Raw genomic sequence first — 18,803 nt, 5'->3', positions numbered from 1 at the left:
GGGCCGCGTGCCGACGACGGGTGTGACACGGTCTGCGTCGTCCGGGCGGCACCGCGTCAGGAGCAGCACAGCGAGAAGCCCGCTCCGCGTTGCCAACTCGGCGTTCGTGCCGAGGGCACGGACGTCACCCCGCCCCGCCCGGCGCGGCACACGGCATCCACCTGGCACGTCCCCTCCTCGGACTCTCACGCACCCCGTGACCGTGGCCGGGCACCACCGGCCGCCCCCGGCACCTGACACCCCTCTTCCCTCTCCTTCCCCTCACCGCTCACCCCGCCCCCGGACCGCGGCCCCCCTCCGGCCCGGCCCGCGCCGTGGCCGTGGTGTGCCTGCCGGAGGCTCCCGTTGACCCGTTCCCTACGGGTGAGGGCGTTGCTCGCCCTCGCCGTGATCGCCGTATCGCTGTACATCACCGTCACCGTGCCGGTCCGCCTCGGACTCGACCTGCGCGGCGGCACCCAGATCGTGCTCCAGACCCGGTCCACCGCCACCACCGACGCCGACCGCGCGGCCACCGACCGCACCCTGGAGGTGCTGCGCGGTCGCATCGACGCGCTCGGCGTCGCCGAACCCACCCTCGTCCGCTCCGGCGACGACCGCATCGTCGTCGAACTGCCCGGTGTGCAGGACCCGAAGAAGGCCGCCGACGTCCTCGGCCGCACCGCACAGCTCACCTTCCACCCCGTGCTCGGCACCGCCGCCGGCGCGGACGACGACTCCCGTCCCCTGCCGAAGCGGTCCCGGGAATCCGTCCGGCCCGACGAGTCCGGTACGCCCCTGCGCCTCGGTGCCGCCGCCCTGACCGGTGCGCACGTCGAGGAGGCCGCCGCCCGCTTCGACCAGCAGGGCGGCGCCGGCTGGCACGTCACCGTCGGCTTCGCCGGCGCCGGCCGTGACGGCTGGGCCCGGCTGACCGGCGAGGCCGCCTGCCACCCGCCGGGCGCCCCGGAGCGGCGGGTCGCCATCGTCCTCGACGGCAAGGTCATCTCCTCACCGCAGGTCGACCCGTCCGTCGCCTGCGGGACCGGCATCCGCGACGGCGCCACGCAGATCACGGGCTCCTTCGGCCCCGACGAAGCCCGTGAACTGTCCCTGCTCATCAACGGCGGAGCTCTGCCCGTGCCGGTCGAGACCGTCGAACAGCGCACCGTCGGCCCCACCCTGGGCGCGCAGGCCATCACGGCAAGTGCCTGGGCGGCGGCCATCGGCACGGCACTGACCTCGCTGTTCATCATCGCCGTCTACCGGCTGATGGGGGTGCTGGCCGCCGTGGCCCTGGTCTGCTACGGCCTGGTCTCCTACGCCGCTCTGGCCGTGCTCGGCGCCACCCTGACCCTGCCGGGCCTGGCCGGTTTCGTCCTGGCGATCGGCATGGCCGTGGACGCCAACGTCCTGGTCTTCGAACGGGCCCGCGAGGAGTACGCCGCCCGCCGCCGCCCCAGTGCCCGCTCGGCGCTGGCGGCCGGGTTCCGCAACGCGTTCAGCGCGATCGCCGACTCCAACATCACCACCCTGATCGCCGCCGCCCTGCTGTTCTTCCTCGCGTCCGGACCCGTGCGGGGCTTCGGTGTGACCCTCGGCATCGGCGTGCTCGCCTCCATGTTCAGCGCCCTGGTGATCACCAGGGTGCTCGCCGAGTACGCCGCCGGCCGCCCCGGCCTGCGCCGCCGGCCGCGGCTGACCGGCATCGCGACCACGGGCGCCGTCCGTGCCCGGCTCACCCGGCGCGCCCCCCACCTCATGCGCCACCCGCGCCGCTGGCTGGCCACCTCCGCCGCCGTGCTCGTCCTGGCCGCGTCGGGCATCGCGGTGCGGGGCCTGGAACCGGGTGTGGAGTTCACCGGCGGCCGTCTCGTCGAGTACGCCACCAGCGCCCCCGTCGATGCCGACCGGGCCCGCACCGCGCTCGCGGAGGCCGGATTCCCCCGGGCCGTCGTGCAGTCCTCCGGCGACAGCGGCCTGACCGTGCGCACCGAGCGGCTGACGGACGCCGAGGAAGCCGAGGTCACCCGCACCGTACGCGATCTCGCGGGCGGGGCGGACAAGGTCCGCGACGAACTGATCGGCCCCAGCCTCGGCAAGGAGCTGCGCCAGAGCGCCCTGATCGCGCTCGCCGTGGCCCTCGGTGCGCAGCTCGTCTACCTGGCGGCGCGCTTCCGTCTGCTGTTCGGTGCCGCCGCGGTCGCGGCCCTCGCCCACGACGTGGTGATCCTCGTCGGCGTCTTCGCCTGGCTGGGCAACCCCGTGGACGGGGTGTTCCTGGCAGCCCTGCTCACCGTCATCGGCTACTCGGTGAACGACTCCGTGGTCCTCTTCGACCGCGTCAGGGAACTGGTCCGCTCAGCCGGACCGTCGCGCGAAGCCACCGCGACACCGCTGCCCGACCTCACGAACCAGGCGATCCTCCAGACCCTGCCCCGCACCGTGAACACCGGCATGGGCGCCGCCTTCATCCTCACCGCCCTCGCCGTGCTCGGCGGGTCCTCGCTCACCGACTTCGCCCTGGCCCTGCTCATCGGCCTCGCGGTCGGCACCTACTCCTCGGTCTTCACCGCCGCACCGTTGGCCCTGGAACTCCACCGGCACCGCGACCGGCCCCGCCGCGGTCCGCTTCCGGCCAGTGGGTTTCCGCCCTCGGTACGGCGATGACGACCACGGGCGTCACCACCCGAACCCCGCCGGTGTGGCACCCTCCTGACGGTCGCGTCGTGACAGAGGGAACGTCAAGTGGCGCTGCGGTCAAGCCCGTCCACTCCCTTCCTTCCCACTGGAGGGCGCACCGCGGCGCGGGCGGCCCCAACGGAATGGAAGCGGTCGAGGGGATCAGCAACGGCAGGCCTTGCCCGGCGAGTTGAGCGTGCGCGACGCCGACTTCGTGCGGATCCGGCCGGAGCACCCGGTCGGCGATCGGCTCGCCCTTCCCGTTCGAGGTTGCGAGTCATCGGGGCGGGAGTAGCCTGGAGTTGATCGACGCCACCCGGTTGTGGAGGTAGGCGATGTTGATCCGATTCCTGCGGCGCCGTATGCCGCGTGGCCTCGTCCTTCTCGGCGGCGGCCGTCTGATCCGGGGTTTCAGCGGCGGCGACTACGACGGTCACGGGTACCAGTCCTGACGCCGTGCACCGGGGTGAGGGAGGTCGTGCGGTGACACAGGACCCCGACCCCCTGGCGGCCATGACACGGACCCTCTCACCGTACTGCCGTGTCACCGGGCTGCCCGGGGGAGCGCTGATAGCCGACTGGAAGCGGACGCGGTTCCTCGGAATGGCGACGGCGGACGTCGAGCGGTTCGCCGACGAAGGCTCCGGGGAGCGCGCCCGGCTGCTCAAGGGCCTCGTCCGGGCCGGATGCGCGCCGCCCGGCCGGCCGGCGGATGCGGACGCCGACGTCGGACGCTGGCTGCGCGGCGGACACCTGCTGATCCGGACGCTCGGGTTCGGCCGCGTCCTCCGGCTCCTGCCCCTCGTCGCCCCGCAGTACGCCCGAACGGACACCCCGTCCCCGGCGGACGTCGCGCGGCTGAAACGAGCGGTGCAGACGGTCAGCCGCGGTAGCTGGTTCGTCAACGGCGACTGCAAGACGGAGGCCGTCACGGCGTTCGTCCTGCTGCGGCGGCGCGGCTTCGAAGCCGCACTGCACGTGGGCGTGCGCAAGCACCCGTTCGCCCTGCACGCCTGGACGTCCGCGGCCGGCCTGAGCATCCCGGACGCCGATCCGCGAGGGCACGCCTTCGCGCCGGTCCTCACGATCGGGTGCTGAGGGCGTCGGCGTGGAAGCGCTCCGAGTCGAGTTCGCCGGGGACGCGCCCCGGCTCACGACAGCCGAGGCCATGGTCCGAAGGGGACTCGTGACGACGGTGTCCGCGCCGGCCGGCACGGCGGTGGTCGTCGGCTGGACCGGCTCGTTCCGCGACCGCCTGGCGGGCGCACGCGCCCTCCTCGGCGCCTTCGCCCGGCCGGGGCATGAACCGCCCCTGCGCATCGGCGACTTCGCCGCGGTCCTCGTGTACCGGGACCGCGTCCTGCTGATGCGGGACGGGCAGGCGCGCATCCCCCTGTTCCTGCGGCGGTCCGGTGACCGGGTGAGCGCGGTGAGTACCTCGGCGCGCGGCCTGGGCGACGCGGCGGAGCTGGAACCCCGCTACTTCTGCCGGTACCTGACCGGGAACATGGCGCAACCGCACACGGAGCTGAGCCCGTTCGCCGGGGTGCACCGGATCCTGGGCGGCGAGGTGGTGGAGCTCTCCGTCACCGGGCGGATGCGAGGCCGCCGGCTGAGCCGCACCGCCGTCACCACCGGCGGGGCGCCGGCGGTGACGGACGGAGACAGCCCCGGCCGGCAGCTGCGCCGCGCGCTGGAGCACGCCGTAGGGCGCCGCCTCGGCCGGACGGTCGCCTGCCACGTCTCCGGCGGCACCGACTCCAGCAGCGTCGCGCTGCTCACGGCCCGTCTGCTCGCTGCGGGACAGGAGGGCGGCGCCGGGGAGCTGATCCTGCTGGCCGGACGCTTCGGCAAGGGAGAGCTGGCCGGGGAACGGCCGTACCTGGAGGAGGCGGTGGAGGCGGTCCGCGCGCTGGCACCCGGCGCCCGCCCGGTGATCGTCGAGGCCGACGACGTGGCCGACTTCGACGACTTCGCGCACCACGCCGCGGCCTCCGACGAGCCCCATGCCCACGCCTTCCGCGCCCCCTTCTGGAGCAGGCTGCACGCCGCCGCGGCCGAGCTGGGCTGTGACACCGTCCTGACCGGATGCGGAGCCGATCCGGTGGTGGACGCCAACCCCTTCCACCTGCACCGGCTGGCCCGGTCCGGACGGCTCCGGGAGATGACGGGCCAGGCGCGGGCCCGGGCGGCGTCGAGCGACCAGGGGGTGCGCGACGTCGTCCGCACCCACGTCGTACGGCCGGCGTTTCCGCTGACCGCCGAACGGGTCGCCCGGCTCGCCCACCGCGGCACGGTCCTCGGAGGCCTCGGCCACTTCACGCGCCCGCCCTGGCTGCGACGCGGCTTCGCGCGGGCGCACGGCTACCGCGCGGCCGGCGTCACGGAGAGCCGCTTCCTGTTCGGACCCACGCCGGAACGGTCGCTCTACGACGCGGCCAACCACCTCGCCGCGCCCGACCCGCTGTCCTGGCGCTGCGCACCGCGGAACGGCTTCTTCCTCTCCCACCCCTTCCTCGACCCGGAGGTCGTCGCCACGATGCGCCGCCTCCCCGCCGAAGCCACGTTCCGCCCCGGCTGTCCGAAGGCGGTGCTGCGGGACGCCATGGCGGACCTGCTCCCGCCCCGGATCCGCGACCGGACGGACAAGATCCCCTTCACCGAGCCGTACGTCCACGGTCTGCGCGCGCACGGCGACGACCTCGTCGACCTCTGCCGCCGCGCACGGCATCCGCTCGTCGCGGAGATGTTCGACATCGGCACACTCTGCCGGGCGGTGCGGGAGGCCCAGCTGGGCCTCGGCGACGCCGCCTCCTGGGACCGCGTGAACGGCTCGCTGGCTCTGGTGGCGTGGCTGGAGGGACTGCCGGCCGAGTCTCCTCCCGCGCCCGGCGCGACCGTGCCGGTCGGCGTGGTCTCCTGAGGCCCGCGGGAACGCGCTCGGCACGCGCCGGGTACGCGTCGCCGGACGTCCACCGGCAAGGGCGGTCCCGCCCTGCGCGCCGGTCAGAGGCGTACGACGATCAGCGCGATGTCGTCGCGGCCACCACTGGAGACGCCGAGGCGTGCCAGGACCGTGTCGGCGAGTTGTTCGGTGCCGAGGTCACCGTGTGCGCCGAGCACGTCGATCAGGCGTCCGAGGCCGGCGTCGATGTCCTCGCCGCGGCGCTCGATCAGCCCGTCGGTGTACAGCACCAGGGTGTCGCCAGGCTTGTAGGGCAGGCTGGCCTGCGGGCGGGGCACGTGCTGGGGGCGGGCGCCCAGCGGCGGGTCGGTGGCCTGGTCGAGCAGTTCCCGGTCGCCTCCGCGGCGGAGGAGTATCGGCGGTGGGTGGCCGGCGTTGCTGTAGGTGATCAGGCGGCTGCGGGTGTCGGCGAGTACCTGGACGGCGGTGGTGCCCAGCGCGTCCTCGATGGACCGGGCGTACAGGCCGAGCACCTCCAGCGCCTGGGCGGGGCGTTCCAGGGCGCGGGTGGCCGCCGACAGGGCGCTGCGGAGCATGCCCATCACGGCCGCGGCCTGGAGTCCGTGGCCGATGACGTCGCCGACGGCGAGGGCGAGCCGGTCGGGCGGGATGTCCACGACGTCGTACCAGTCGCCGCACACGTTCAGGGACCCGGTGGCCGGCAGGTAGCGAACGGTCACATCGTGGGGGTGCTGGGCCAGGTCGGGGGCATGGAGCATGGCTTCCTGCAGGGCGAGGGCGACCTCGCGCTCGCGTGTGTGGGCCTGGCGCAGTTCCTCGTTCAGCCGCTGCAGTTCCCGCGCCCGTGAGTACAGCTCGGCCTCCAGCGCCTGGGTTTCCTCCAGGTACTGGCCCGCCCGGATGCCGGTGGGATGCGCGGCCTGGTGGGCCTTGACGAAGGGGGTGACGTCCTCCACCCGGTGGATGATGTAGGCCACCTGCCCGTCCGGTCCCAGGACGGGAGTGTTCACCGGGGACCACCACCGTTCCTCGAAGACGCCCGGCCGGTCCATGTCGGGGATGTCGTACTTCTGCAGGCCCATCGTGTCGGGCCTGCTGGTGGTCAGGACCCGGTGCAGCGAGGCGTTCAGGTTGCGGACCCCGTCGGCCTCCGGGTCGTCGGGGTTGTCGGGGAACGCGGCGAAGATGTGCCGCCCGAGCAGGTCCTCGCGGGTGCGTTCCGTGGCCTCCAGGTACGCCTGGTTGACATCGACGATGATCAGGTCCGGGCCCAGTACCAGGTACGGGCTCGGAGTGGCGGCGAACAGCGCCGCGTGATCAACCCGCGATGCCACCGGTGGCGCTCCCTTCCGGCCCCAACAGCCCCCACCCTCAACTTACGGTCCGCCCCGCGTCCGCGCCCGCCGTCCTCGGCGCGCACCGCCGGCACCCGGTGTCGAGGCCGCCCCGGGCCGGTGTCCGGGCCGTCGGCATCACCCGACCCGGCGACGACCGGGGGACCAGGCGCTGCGCCGGCCGGGGCCGGGTTCTAAGCTGCGGTCATGACCGAGATCCAGACCCCGACGCCCCGTGACGCATTCGAGCTGCTGCTGGCCGGCAACCAGCGCTTCGTCGCCGGCACCCCCGACCACCCGAACCAGGACGCCACCCGCCGCGCGGAGATCGCGCCGTCCCAGCAGCCCTTCGCCGTGCTGTTCGGGTGCTCGGACTCCCGCCTGGCCGCCGAGATCATCTTCGACCGTGGTCTGGGCGACCTGTTCGTGGTGCGCACCGCGGGCCACGTGGCGGGCGCGGAGGTGCTGGGCAGCATCGAGTACGGCCTGGACGTGCTGGGCTGCCCGCTGGTCGTGGTGCTCGGTCACGACTCGTGCGGCGCGGTCGGCGCGGCGTGCGCCGCGCTGGAGGACGGCATGACCCCGGCCGGCTACGTCCGTGACGTCGTCGAACGGGTGACCCCCAGCGTGCTGGCGGCGCGGGCCGCCGGACGGGTCGAGCCGGACGAGATCCTCGCCGAGCACATAAGGCACACCGTCGACCTGCTGCTGGACCGCTCCCGGGTGCTCGCCGAGAAGGTCGCCGCCGGTCAGGCCGCCGTGGTGGGCCTGTGCTACCGCCTGGCCGACGGCAGCGCGCAGCTCGTCGCCTCCCACGGCCTCGACGCGGCGGTCCCCGCCGCGTCCTGACCGACCGGCTACCGCCCCGGCCACCGCCCGCGGGAAGCGCGGCCCGGCCCCCGCGCCGACCTGACGGGGGCCGGGCCGCGCCGCGTTCACCGACCGTCGGCTCCGCGGCACCGCCGGGCGCACCCGACCCGCCGGGATCTCCCGGGCGCCCGGTCGTGCACGGAGACCGTGCGCCACCCGGCGGGCGCCCGTCACGCCCGTCGAGGTCCACCCCGCCGGAGCGCGCGCGGCGTGGGCCCTGGGGCTCCGCGTCCCGGCGTCCCCGCCGGCGCGGCGGCACGCGCCCGGGGGCGTGGGGCCCGGACGGGACACCCGGCACCCCGCGCCCGCGACGGGCGTACGCGCCCCCGGCGCCTCGTGCCTGGCGCATCGGCCCCGGACACACAGCCCCGGCGTGCCGTACCTGGCACATCGGCCCTGGACACAGCCCCTGGACATACAGCCCCCGGACACGCAGCCCTCGAACGCACAGCCCCCGGCCGTGTCGTGTCCAGTGCACCGGCCCCGCACGCACGCGCGTGTTTCGTGCAGCGCGGCGCGCGCATCGTGCAGGACGACGTGCCTCCCTCCTCCGCACACTCGGTGATCCAAGCCATCGGCACACACCGGATGACAGGCGGAGGCAGAACCCCATGCGGACGTTCGTCCACACATCCCGTCCCTCGCGGGTCGTCTTCGGATCCGGCACGGTGGGCCGGCTCCGCGAGGAGGTGGAGCGGCTCGGCTGCTCCCGCGTCCTGCTGCTGTCCAGCCGGCCCCAGGCCCGCACCACCACACGGGTCCGCGAGGCGCTCGGCGACCTCGTCGTGGCGGAGTTCGACGGCGCCGCCATGCACACCCCGGTCGAGGTGACCGAGCGGGCGCTCGACGTGCTCACCCACGCCTCGGCCGACGCGATCGTGGCCGTCGGCGGCGGCTCGACGACCGGCCTGTCCAAGGCGCTGGCCCTGCGCACCGACCTCCCGCAGGTGATCGTGCCGACCACCTACGCCGGTTCCGAGGTGACCCCGGTGCTCGGCGAGACCCGGGACGGGCGCAAGGTCACCCAGTCCTCCCCGGCGATCCTGCCCGAGACCGTCGTCTACGACGTCGACCTCACCCTCGCGCTGCCGCTGCCCCTCACGGTGACGAGCGGCGTCAACGCCCTCGCCCACGCCGTCGAGGCCCTCTACTCGGCCGACGCCAACCCGGTGACGGACCGGCAGGCCCTCGACGCGATCTCGGGCATCGCCCGGGCGCTGCCCCGGCTGGCCGCCGACCCGGCCGACCCGGAGGCCCGGACCGGCCTGCTGCACGCCGCCTGGCTCGCCGGGACCTGCCTCGCCACGGTCGGCATGGGCCTGCACCACAAGCTGTGCCACGCCCTCGGCGGCAGCTTCGGCCTGCCGCACGCCGAGACCCACACCGTCGTCCTGGCACACGCCATGGCGTACAACGCGCCCGCCGTCCCCGAGGTCATGCGCCGCGTCGCCGACGCGCTGGGCGTGCCCGACGCACCGAGCGGCGTGTACGACCTGATCGTCTCCCTGGGCGGCCCCACCTCGCTGCGCGAGCTCGGCTTGGCCGAGTCGGACCTGGCACGCGCGGCCGAGCTGGCCGCCGCGAAGCCGTACCCCAATCCGCGTGAGCTGACCACCGAGGGCATCGGTGAGCTGCTGGCCGGCGCCTGGCAGGGGCGCCGCCCGCAGGGTCCGCCCTCGACGGAGGCGAAGCTGGCCCGGCTCACCGAGGAGGTGGTGGGCAGCTTCGCGCAGGCCCCCGACCCCCGGGTGCGTACGCTGATGGCCGACCTCGTCCGGCACCTGCACGCGTTCGTCGCGGCCAACGACGTCACCGACGCCGAATGGCAGTACGCCATCGACTTCCTCACCCGCACCGGGCAGATCTGCGGTCCGACCCGCCAGGAGTTCGTCCTGCTGTCCGACACGCTCGGCGTCTCCAGCGCGGTGGACCTGCTCACCAACTCCCGTACCCCCGACACCACCCCGTCCGCGGTGCTCGGCCCCTTCTACGTGGAGGGCCCGCCCGAGACCGCGTCCGGCAGCGACATCTCCGGCGGCCTGCACGGCACCCCGCTGTGGGTGGACGTACGCGTCACGGACAGCGACGGCGAGCCGGTCAAGGACGCGGTGGTGGACGTGTGGCAGTCCAACGAGGACGGCTTCTACGACGTACAGCTCCCCGACCTGGAGGGACCGGTGCTGCGGGCCCGGCTGCGCAGCGACGGCCAGGGGCGGGTCACCTTCTGGTCCATCCTGCCCTCGCACTACCCGATTCCCGCGGACGGACCGGTCGGGCAGATGCTCGACGCGGTCGGCCGCCACCCCTACCGGGCGCCCCACCTGCACTTCATGTTCGACGCGCCCGGCCACCGCCGGCTCGTCACGCAGCTGTTCGTGGCCGGCGGGGCGTACCTGGACAGCGACACCGTCTTCGGCGTCAAGGACGAACTCGTCGTGGACTTCACACCGGGGTCCGGCCCCGCCCCCGACGGCCGTCCGGTCGACGGCCCGTGGTGCCGGCTCGACTACACCTTCCGTCTCGCCCCCCAGGCCGGATGACCGAGGAGCGCACACCCATGACGACCACCGCCCCGCTCGACGGCTACGACACCGACGTCCTCGTCGTCGGCAGCGGCCCCGCAGGCGGCTCGGCCGCCCTGCTGCTGGCCACCTACGGCATCCGCACCCTGCTGGTGACGAAGTACGGGTGGCTCGCCAACACCCCGCGGGCGCACATCACCAACCAGCGCACCATGGAGGTCCTGCGCGACCTCGGCGTCGAGTCCGAGGCGCTGGCCCTCGGCAGCCCCTCGCACCTGATGGGGGACACCGTGCTGTGCACGGCGCTGACGGGCGAGGAGATCGGCCGCATCCGCAGCTGGGGCACCGGCCCCGCGACGGCCACCGAGTACTCCGCCAAGAGCCCCTGCGAGATGATCGACCTGCCGCAGACCTATCTGGAGCCGATCCTCGTCGACAACGCGGCGGCCCGCGGCGCCAAGGTCCGTTTCGACACCGAGTTCCTCAGCCTCGAACAGGACGAGGACGGGGTCACCGCCCTGCTGCGCGACCGGGTCCGAGGCGACGAGTTCACAATCCGGGCCCGCTACCTCATCGGCGCCGACGGCGGACGCAGCGCGGTCGCCGGGCAACTGGGCCTGCCCTTCGCCGGCCGCATGGCCAAGGCCGGCAGCATGAACATCGTCTTCAAGGCCGACCTCGCCCGGTACTGCGCCCACCGTCCGAGCGTCCTGTACTGGGTGCTGCAGCCCGGCGCGGACACCGGAGGCATCGGCATGGGCCTCGTCCGCATGGTCCGCCCCTGGAACGAGTGGCTGCTGGTGTGGGGTTACGACATAGAGCAGCCGCCGCCGCGGGTCGACGAGGAGGCCGCCCGCACGATCGTCCGCGACCTCGTCGGCGATCCGGACCTGCCGGTGGAGATCACGTCGACCTCGCTGTGGACCGTCAACCACGCCTGCGCCGAGCAGTACGCGAGCGGCAGGGTCTTCTGCGCCGGCGACGCCGTGCACCGTCATCCGCCGTCCAACGGACTGGGCTCCAACACCTCCGTCCAGGACGCGTACAACCTCGCGTGGAAACTCGCGATGGTGATCCGCGGCGAGGCGGGGCCCGCGCTGCTCGACAGCTACACCGCCGAACGCGCCCCCGTGGGACGGCAGATCGTCGAACGGGCCAACCTCAGCCGCGACCAGTTCGGGCCGATCTTCGACGTGCTCGGCGTCGGCGGCGGCAGCGACGCGGCGGCCATCGCCGAAGGGATCGCGGCGATACGGGCGCGGACGTCCGAGGGCGCCAAGAAGAGACGCCAGCTGGAAGAGGCGATCCAGCTGAAGAACTACGAGTTCAACGCGCACGGCGTGGAGATGAACCAGCGGTACGTCTCCGGCGCGGTGCTCCCCGACGACAGCCCGGCCGAAGTCTGGGTGGACGACCGCGAGTTGGTGCACCGGCCGACGACCCGGCCGGGCGCCAAGCTGCCGCACGCCTGGCTGGTCGACGCGGACGGCGCGCGCGTCTCCACGCTGGACGTGGTCGGCCGCGGTGTCTTCACCGTGCTGACCGGCCTGTCCGGCGGCGTCTGGGACACGGCCGCGCGGGCCTGCGGTGACGCCCTCGGCGTACCGTTGCGCGTGGTCCGCGTCGGTGACGACGACTGCCGTGACGCCTACGGTGAGTGGAGCCGCGTCAGCGAGATCGCCGAGGACGGCGTGCTGCTGGTGCGCCCGGACGGACACGTCGCCTGGCGCCGGGCTACCGCCGCCGAGACCGACGAGGCGGCGCGGGAGGAACTCCTCGGCGCGCTCCGCCGCGTCCTGGCGCGGTAGCGGAGGATCCGGTCCTCACGGGACACCCTCGCCGAGCGGCTGCGAGCGGGGGAGTGGACCAGTGCCGAACGGGGGAGTGGAGCAGTGTCTCGGGCCCCTCGCCTTCGACACTCCGCCCGTCGTCACCCGGATGCCGGCGCCGTCGCCATCGGCCATCGGCCGGGCACGCCGGGCGGGGGCATGGGGACGGCGCCGCGGTGCGCCCGGGCGGGCCGGGCACCGGCGCTGGGACACCCGGGGCCGTGGCCGCCGCGGTCAGCCCGAGCGGCGCAGCGCGGCGGGGGTGGTGCCGAGCCGGGCGCGCATCACCCGGGTGAGGTGCTCCTGGTGGGAGAACCCGCAGGCGACGGCCACCTCGGCGATCGGGTCGGTGCCGGCGCGCAGCAGCCGGCAGGCCCGCTCCAGGCGCAGGGCGAGCAGGAACTGGTGCGGCGACCGGCCCGTGCTCGCCCGGAACTGCCGGGTGAACTGGCTGGGGCTCAGTGAGGCCGCTTCGGCGAGGTCCGCGATCGGCAGCGGTTCGGCCAGCCGCTCCTCCATGAGCGCGCGGACGGCGGCGAGCCGGGCTGCCGACAGCCCCGGCCGCCGGTCCGCCGGCACGGCTTCCCGCACGCCGTGCCGGCGGGCGAGCTGTGCGGCGAGCATCCCGGTCAGGTGGTCGGTGTAGGTACGGGCCGAGGGCTCCCACGAGCGCACCGCGCCGGCCAGCGCGAGCAGAAGCTGCTCGGCCAGGGGGTCGGTGGTGCCGAGTTCCTCGGACAACGCCACGGGCCGTCCGTCGTTCGCCTCGCACAGCGCGTCGTCGGTGAGGTAGGCGTGGACCGTCTCCAGCGTGCCGCCGAGTTCGACGGCGAGGGTCCGGCCGGCCGGCTGCAGGAAGAGCCCGCCGGCCGGGATGATCCGCGACCGGGTGACCGCACCCCGTCCCCGTCGCACGGTGACGGGGCCGCTCAGGTGCAGGATCAGCAGGTGCGTGGGCGCCGGGTCGAAGGCGGCACGATAGGGCTGCTCCTCCTGGACGGAGACGTACAGCCGCTCCCACCCCAGCCCGGTACTGCTGTGCCGCGTCCGTACGCCGGGTTGCCGAAGGATGCCGACCGTGTCGGCCAGGCCCAGCTCCGCCATGGTGCGACCTCCTCGTGGCACCGAATGCAGTTGAATGATAAACCGTGGCGGTGGGGGCGGAAGAGCGCGCGGCATCACTCCAGGGTTCGACCGGCACCCTCGGGCCGACGCGCCGGGCAGCCACGCCGTCACGGCTGGGCGGGTCGTGTCGACGACCGGGAGGAGGCACGCCACATGTGTGCCGAGGTCGGCGGACGGGGCCTGCTCCGCGAGCGTGTGACCGGCGACGCGGCTGCCACAGCGGGGGGTCGGGTCACCGCCGCACGCGCACCACCAGTCGCGGAAGACGCCTGACCAGCCAGGCGCTGACCAGCCCGATCGCGGCACCGGCGGCGACGTCACTCGGGTAGTGGGCACCTGACTGCACCCGCTCCGCCGCCACCAGCGCGGCCGGCACCGCGCAGACCGCTCCGGCCGACGGCCACGAGGGGGCGACCGCAGCGGTGAAGGCCAGCGCGGCCGCGGTGTGCCCGGAGGCGAACGACGAGGAACCGGGCCGGTCCTCGACCTCATCGTGGGGGATCCACTCCTTGGGCGGACGCGGCCGGTCGACCACCTGCTTGCACACGCCGTTGCACACCAACTGCGCCAAGCCGAGTGCCGCCATGCCCGCCACCGCGGCCTTACGGCCCCTCCAGCCGCCGGCCCAGACCATCACCGCGGCGGCACCCCACCACAACTTGGTGGCTTCCGCCGTTTCCTCCACCAGCGACAGCGTCCGGTGGATCTCGGGTCTCCGGCAGGAGGCCATCCACTTGGTCAGACGATGGTCCATCTCACGCGCTGTGGCAAGCAACCTCATGACCTGCTGGTATCCCGCGCTCACCGGATCACGCGCGTCCGCTTCCGCCCGCCTCACCGCCCCTGCCGGCGCCCGCCTCCCCACACCCCGGCTCTGTCGCGGCGCCCTGGGCGGCTTGTCGCGTCGTGACACGGCATACACAGACGCCTCCCGGCGCGGGGAGGGAACGGCGCCGGCCCGGGTGCGGGCGGGCGTCATCCGGCGGAGTCGTCGCGGGAAGGGGCCTCGGCCGCGCGGCAGGCCGCGCACACGACCTGCGCGGCGGGCCCGTAACGGCGCGTCAGCCCCTGGCAGCGTCCGCAGTAGCCGACCTGGTTCGCAGTACATCCGAGCAACAGGGCGGCCGCGGCCCGATCCGTCGAGGGGGCGATGCGCCGAGGCATCTCCTCCACGTGTCGAATGTACGACCGTCCGCCGCTCCGAGCAGCTCGTCAGGGCCTCGGCACGCAGCCCGGGTGAGTGGAGGCGGAGCTCGCGGGAGGACGGGCGCGCGCGTTCCGTACGGCTGTGCCACCTTGGCCGGGAGGGACGCGTGAGAGGCGAGCGCGGCCACGGGAGGTGTCATGAGCATCGGTCCTGCCCGCCGAGGAGGCCCGGACGACGGGACGGCACACGCGGGGCGGCCCGGTCGCAGGCGTTTCCTCGGAGCGTGCGCCGGCCTCGGGCTCGCCTCGATGACGGCGGCCTGCGACGCGTCCCCTCCCACCCGCGGACACCCCCGGGCCGCCCCCTCCGACCGGCCCGAAGCGGAACGGGACCGCCCCGGGACACCCGAGTGGCGCATCACCTCCCGGGGCCCTGCCCAGGCCGTCGCCGGCTACGCGGACCGGGTGAGCGTGACACCGGGCGAGGAGTGCGGCCTGTACGTGTCGACGACCGCGTCGTCCTTCCGGGTCTCGGCCTTCCGCGTCGGCTGGTACGGCGGCGGCCAAGCCCGGCTCGTATGGTCGTCCGAGCGCGTGCGCGGCCGCGTCCAGCCGGAGCCCCGCTTCCTGCCGGACACCCGCACCGTGCGCGCGGACTGGCCGCGCACGCTCACCGTCGGCACGGCCGGCTGGCCGGAGGGCGCGTACCTGCTGCGGCTGGACGCGGACAGCGGCCACCAGCGCTACGTCCCGCTGATCGTGCGCTCCACGCAGGGCACGGGCCGAACGGTCCTGATCCACGCCCCGGCCACCTGGCAGGCGTACAACCGGTGGGGCGGCTACAGCCTCTACGCCGGTGCCTCCGGCGCGTACGCCACCCGTTCCCTGGCCGTCAGCTTCGACCGCCCCTACGACGCCGACGGCGCGGAGAAGTTCATGGTGTACGAACGGGCGGCTGTGGTCCTGGCGGAACGGCTCGGCATACCCCTCGCCTACACCACCGGCACGGACGTGCACCGCGACCCGGAGGTGCTGCGCGGCGCGGCGGCGGTGGTCTGCCTGGGTCACGACGAGTACTGGACCCCGGAGCAGCGCCGGCATGTCACCCAGGCCCGCGACGCCGGCACCAACGTGCTCTTCCTCGGCGCCAACACGTGTTTCCGGCGGGTCCGCCTCGCGCGGGGGGAGACCCAACGGGACCGTACGGTGGTCTGCTACAAGACCTCCGTACGGTCGGACCCGCTGTACACCACCCAGCCCGCCCTGGTGACCACCGACTTCCGCCAGGCCCCGGCGCCGGATCCGGAATCCTCGCTCACGGGAGTGCTCTACGAGGGCTACCCGACGGACGCGCCGTACGTGGTCCACGCGGCGGACCACTGGCTGTACGAGGGAACGGGCGTACGGCCCGGTGACGCCTTCGACCACCTGGTCGGCGTCGAGTACGACCGGGTCACACCCGCGGCCCCCGTCCCCGCGCCGCTGGAGATCACGGCCCACTCGCCCCTGGTGTGCGGAGGCCGGCGCAGCCACAGCGACTCCGCCTACTACACGGCTGCCGGCGGCGCCGGCGTGTTCGCCACCGGCACCATGCGCTGGGTGGAGGCCCTCATGGCCGGCACCCCCGACGGAGGCCGCGACCACGGGATGGACGCCCGGACCCGCACCTTCGTCACCCGCACGACGGAGAACGCCCTGCGCGCCTTCGCACAGGGCCCCGCCGCCCGTCACCTCCCGGCGGCCCGCCCGAACGTCAGCGAGCTGTACCCGACACATACATGAGGCGGCACCCGCGGAATCCGCGCCTTCAGCCCCCGGTTCAGCCCTCGTGCGGCACTCGTGGTCCTTCCTCCTCGCGGCCGAAGACGTAGGCGCGCTCCACCCGCGCGACCTCCACGCTGTACGAGGAGTACCAGCGCTCACGTCCCAGCCGCTGTGCCTCGAGATGTTCGGGGTGGGCCTTCCATGCCGTGATCGAGGCCTCGTCCGCGTAGTAGATGACGACGAGGTCCCGGCCGTCCTCGTCCGTCAGCGACTCGCGGCCGAGATAGCCGGGCTGCGTCTCACCGAGTTCGGCCATGCGGCTTCGCTCACGAGTTTGAGCAGCGTTTGTGCATCAGTTTGGGAGGCGCTGAAACAGGATCGGAGTCGAACATCGGCCACGGCGACTGGGTACGGCGGAGGGGACACGCGAGGGCCGATCGGGGCACCGGCCAGTCCGGACGGCCCTGGGTGGTTCGCTACGCCCGGAGAGACGCTGAAGGCAAGGGGCCCCGTGTCTGTCCAGGTCGGACGAATGCGAGCGGAAGGTCCAGAGGGTGAGGATCATGAGCAGCAGGAACAGGCGTACCGCCGCCGCGCTGGCTGCCCTCGCGCTGGTAGGCACGCTGGCCACCGGATGCGTGGCAGGCAACAGCAACACATTCAGTGGGACATCCCTCAGCCGGGCCGCCGCGCGGCCGGGCCCCTCCGGCAGCGATTGCTGGGGTCCGACCTCGGGCGACGACTGGGACAACTGGGACTCATGGGGCCCCGGTATGGGGCCGGGCATGATGGGTCGCGATGACTGCGCGTGGGGCCCGGGCATGATGGGTGGGCACTACTGGCAGCGCGGCGATGGCACCCCGGTGAAGACCCTCGACCAGGCGCGCCGGCACGCCGCCGCCTTCGCCCACCGGCTCGGCCTGCGCGTCGGCGAGGTCATGCAGTTCTCGAAGAACTTCTACGCCGAACTGGAGACCCCCTCCGGGAAGCTCGCCACCGAGATCCTCGTCGACCCGGCCGACGGTGACACCGGGATCGAGTACGGCCCGGCGATGATGTGGAACACCGACTACGGCATGCACCCTCGCGGTCAGACACGGACCCGGCTCTCCCCCGACGAGGCCCAGCATCGCGCCCAGCGGTGGCTGCGTGATCGGGGCAGCGACCTGACCGCCGACAAACCCGATGCGTTCCCGGGCTACTACACGCTCCACACCATGCGCTCCGGGAAGATCAACGGCATGCTCTCGGTCAACGCCGCCACAGGCGCCGTGTGGTACCACACTTGGCACGGCACCTACATCGCCACCAGCGAGCACTGACAGATGCCGCGTCCCAGGCCCGACGCCCGTTCCTCCACCGATGAGCATTCGAACAGCGGTCTCCACCGGTGCCGCCCGAAGTCGTGAACATGTGCTGTCCGTTCTCGTGAACAAAGCCAGCCATGCGCTTGCTCATCGCGGCGTAGCCCTCGAGATCCGCGGCGGGAGGTGGTCATCTTAAGGAGCCCTCCGTCAGTGAGGAGCATGGCAGTCAAGGCTACTGACGTGATCCGTCGGCGGCTACCGCCTCGGACGCGCGGCCGGACCGGATACGCCGGGTACGACCGGACTGCCGCCGGAAGCACCTCCCGTCCCGGGTGATCCCTGGATCGACTAGGTTTACTCCATGTTCGAAGGCATGCTGGTAAGACTGCGCGCACTGCGCCCCGAAGACGCCGAGCACCACGTGCGGTGGCGCAACGACCCGGAGGTGGTGCGCTGGGCCGCGGCGGGTGACCCGTTGTTCGGCCCGGTCACGGCGGAGGCGATCCAGCTCGGCTTCGACACCATGCTGCGGCTGAACCCCAGGGAGTCGGCCGTGTTCACGGTCGAGGACCTGGCGGACGGGAACGTGATAGGCATGGCCGACTACCGGGACCTGGACCCCTACGCCGGGGTGGCCACCCTGGGAGTCACCATCGGTGAACGGGAGTTCTGGGGCCGAGGCCACGGCAGTGACGCGCTGCGGATGCTCGTGGACCACCTGTTCGGCGCGTACTGCCTGAGCCGGCTGGAGCTGGACACCTGGAGCGGCAACGAGCGTGCCGTGCGCGCCTTCACCCGGCTGGGCTTCCGCGAGGAAGGGCGCCGCCGGTCGGCCGTGCTGGTGGAGGGGGAGCGCTACGACCGCGTGCTCTTCGGCATGCTCCGCGAGGAGTGGGCGAAGCGCACGTGACGCCTGCCGCGGCCCGCTCTGCGCTCACACCGATGGCGCAGAAGCGCCTCCTGCCGGGCGGCGCCGGCCAGGGCCGTCCATTCCGGGTCGTCGGTGTGGGGTGTCATCCGCGCCACGTCCACCAGCCGGAACCCGCGCTGCGCGCAGAGCCGGTCGACCTGGTCGCGGTACAGGGCGAGGACCTCCTCCTGGCCGGCTTCCCCGGGTAGGGCGTGATCGGTGGGCCGGGGCCGGAACTCGACGTGGTGAGCGCGGAGTCGGGTCTCGATCCGCGCCGGACCGGTGGTGCGCAGGAGCGTGCTGCGACCGCTGTCGGGCATGACGGTCTTTTTGCGGCTCGTCTTGGCGTCCTGGTACACCGGGGCTCGCCGTGACACCAGCCGGTCCCGGCCAATGTCACAGGACCGCC

The 18,803-nt window shown here is 73.6% G+C and carries 15 protein-coding genes; 9 read left to right on the top strand and 6 right to left on the bottom strand.

All coding sequences use genetic code 11. The features are described from left to right. The first annotated feature begins 345 nt into the window (after positions 1–345). The 3 genes from secD to LG395_RS14835 all read left to right on the top strand — a co-directional run bounded on the left by secD (position 346) and on the right by LG395_RS14835 (position 5,584). Positions 346–2,649, top strand: a complete 2,304-nt coding sequence (secD, locus tag LG395_RS14845; protein ID WP_225809947.1) for a protein translocase subunit SecD — start codon at positions 346–348, stop codon at positions 2,647–2,649. 495 nt (positions 2,650–3,144) lie between these two features. Further along, entirely contained in the window at positions 3,145–3,759 is a 615-nt protein-coding gene (locus LG395_RS14840; protein ID WP_225809945.1) for a lasso peptide biosynthesis B2 protein, read from the top strand. A 10-nt stretch (positions 3,760–3,769) separates the two neighbouring features. Then, positions 3,770–5,584 carry an asparagine synthase-related protein gene (locus LG395_RS14835; protein WP_225809943.1) on the top strand — a complete coding sequence of 605 codons (1,815 nt, stop codon included), beginning with the start codon at positions 3,770–3,772 and terminating at the stop codon, positions 5,582–5,584. An 83-nt stretch (positions 5,585–5,667) separates the two neighbouring features. Here LG395_RS14835 and LG395_RS14830 read toward each other — a convergent pair whose 3' ends face one another. After that, positions 5,668–6,921, bottom strand: a complete 1,254-nt coding sequence (locus LG395_RS14830; protein WP_225809942.1) for a PP2C family protein-serine/threonine phosphatase — start codon at positions 6,919–6,921, stop codon at positions 5,668–5,670. Between the two features lie 207 nt (positions 6,922–7,128). On the opposite strand from LG395_RS14830, the gene LG395_RS14825 reads away from it, so the two are divergent. From LG395_RS14825 to LG395_RS14815, 3 genes are all read left to right on the top strand, one after another. After that, positions 7,129–7,770, top strand: coding sequence for a carbonic anhydrase (locus LG395_RS14825; RefSeq protein WP_171150187.1), 642 nt, complete (start codon positions 7,129–7,131; stop codon positions 7,768–7,770). Between the two features lie 632 nt (positions 7,771–8,402). Continuing rightward, positions 8,403–10,331: a maleylacetate reductase and hydroxyquinol 1,2-dioxygenase domain-containing protein gene (locus LG395_RS14820; RefSeq protein WP_225809940.1), complete on the top strand. Its 1,929-nt coding sequence runs from the start codon at positions 8,403–8,405 to the stop codon at positions 10,329–10,331. A 17-nt stretch (positions 10,332–10,348) separates the two neighbouring features. Beyond that, positions 10,349–12,121, top strand: a complete 1,773-nt coding sequence (locus LG395_RS14815) for an FAD-dependent oxidoreductase (protein WP_225809938.1) — start codon at positions 10,349–10,351, stop codon at positions 12,119–12,121. 255 nt (positions 12,122–12,376) lie between these two features. Here LG395_RS14815 and LG395_RS14810 read toward each other — a convergent pair whose 3' ends face one another. The 3 genes from LG395_RS14810 to LG395_RS14800 form a co-directional block, all read right to left on the bottom strand. Then, positions 12,377–13,246 carry a helix-turn-helix domain-containing protein gene (locus tag LG395_RS14810; protein ID WP_225809936.1) on the bottom strand — a complete coding sequence of 290 codons (870 nt, stop codon included), beginning with the start codon at positions 13,244–13,246 and terminating at the stop codon, positions 12,377–12,379. Positions 13,247–13,499: 253 nt separating this feature from the next. Then, entirely contained in the window at positions 13,500–14,021 is a 522-nt protein-coding gene (locus LG395_RS14805; protein ID WP_225809933.1) for a phosphatase PAP2 family protein, read from the bottom strand. A gap of 221 nt (positions 14,022–14,242) precedes the next feature. Then, on the bottom strand, positions 14,243–14,431 hold the full coding sequence (locus tag LG395_RS14800) for a hypothetical protein (protein ID WP_225810228.1): 189 nt from the start codon (positions 14,429–14,431) through the stop codon (positions 14,243–14,245). Positions 14,432–14,611: 180 nt separating this feature from the next. Between LG395_RS14800 and LG395_RS14795 the strand changes: the two genes are divergently transcribed. Then, positions 14,612–16,195 carry a N,N-dimethylformamidase beta subunit family domain-containing protein gene (locus LG395_RS14795; RefSeq protein ID WP_372463233.1) on the top strand — a complete coding sequence of 528 codons (1,584 nt, stop codon included), beginning with the start codon at positions 14,612–14,614 and terminating at the stop codon, positions 16,193–16,195. Between the two features lie 37 nt (positions 16,196–16,232). On the opposite strand, the gene LG395_RS14790 is transcribed toward LG395_RS14795, so the two are convergent. Further along, positions 16,233–16,493, bottom strand: a complete 261-nt coding sequence (locus tag LG395_RS14790; protein WP_225809931.1) for an antibiotic biosynthesis monooxygenase family protein — start codon at positions 16,491–16,493, stop codon at positions 16,233–16,235. 469 nt (positions 16,494–16,962) lie between these two features. Here LG395_RS14790 and LG395_RS14785 point away from each other — a divergent pair, with 469 nt between their 5' ends. Together LG395_RS14785 and LG395_RS14780 are read left to right on the top strand one after the other, a co-directional pair. Continuing rightward, the gene (locus tag LG395_RS14785; protein ID WP_225809930.1) at positions 16,963–17,499 is read left to right on the top strand and encodes a hypothetical protein; all 537 of its coding nucleotides are present in this window, start codon (positions 16,963–16,965) and stop codon (positions 17,497–17,499) included. Positions 17,500–17,845: 346 nt separating this feature from the next. Further along, entirely contained in the window at positions 17,846–18,394 is a 549-nt protein-coding gene (locus LG395_RS14780; protein ID WP_171150182.1) for a GNAT family N-acetyltransferase, read from the top strand. Here the strand turns inward: LG395_RS14780 and LG395_RS14775 are convergent. Next, the gene (locus LG395_RS14775; protein WP_225809929.1) at positions 18,340–18,714 is read right to left on the bottom strand and encodes a cupin domain-containing protein; all 375 of its coding nucleotides are present in this window, start codon (positions 18,712–18,714) and stop codon (positions 18,340–18,342) included. The two genes, LG395_RS14780 and LG395_RS14775, sit on opposite strands and share 55 nt — an antisense overlap. Positions 18,715–18,803 lie beyond the last annotated feature (89 nt).

Source organism: Streptomyces spinosus, assembly GCF_020400655.1.
In the GTDB taxonomy this organism is placed as follows: domain Bacteria; phylum Actinomycetota; class Actinomycetes; order Streptomycetales; family Streptomycetaceae; genus Streptomyces; species Streptomyces argyrophylli.
This window is presented reverse-complemented; position numbering and strand designations above follow the sequence as displayed.

Coding starts and splice junctions, on each gene's coding strand:
- LG395_RS14825 (WP_171150187.1), top strand. CDS start 7,129: ATGACCGAGATCCAGACCCCGACGCCCCGTGACGCATTCGAGCTGCTG.
- LG395_RS14820 (WP_225809940.1), top strand. CDS start 8,403: ATGCGGACGTTCGTCCACACATCCCGTCCCTCGCGGGTCGTCTTCGGA.
- LG395_RS14815 (WP_225809938.1), top strand. CDS start 10,349: ATGACGACCACCGCCCCGCTCGACGGCTACGACACCGACGTCCTCGTC.
- LG395_RS14810 (WP_225809936.1), bottom strand. CDS start 13,246: ATGGCGGAGCTGGGCCTGGCCGACACGGTCGGCATCCTTCGGCAACCC.
- LG395_RS14805 (WP_225809933.1), bottom strand. CDS start 14,021: ATGGACCATCGTCTGACCAAGTGGATGGCCTCCTGCCGGAGACCCGAG.
- LG395_RS14800 (WP_225810228.1), bottom strand. CDS start 14,431: ATGCCTCGGCGCATCGCCCCCTCGACGGATCGGGCCGCGGCCGCCCTG.
- LG395_RS14795 (WP_372463233.1), top strand. CDS start 14,612: ATGAGCATCGGTCCTGCCCGCCGAGGAGGCCCGGACGACGGGACGGCA.
- LG395_RS14790 (WP_225809931.1), bottom strand. CDS start 16,493: ATGGCCGAACTCGGTGAGACGCAGCCCGGCTATCTCGGCCGCGAGTCG.
- LG395_RS14785 (WP_225809930.1), top strand. CDS start 16,963: ATGATGGGTCGCGATGACTGCGCGTGGGGCCCGGGCATGATGGGTGGG.
- LG395_RS14780 (WP_171150182.1), top strand. CDS start 17,846: ATGTTCGAAGGCATGCTGGTAAGACTGCGCGCACTGCGCCCCGAAGAC.
- LG395_RS14775 (WP_225809929.1), bottom strand. CDS start 18,714: ATGCCCGACAGCGGTCGCAGCACGCTCCTGCGCACCACCGGTCCGGCG.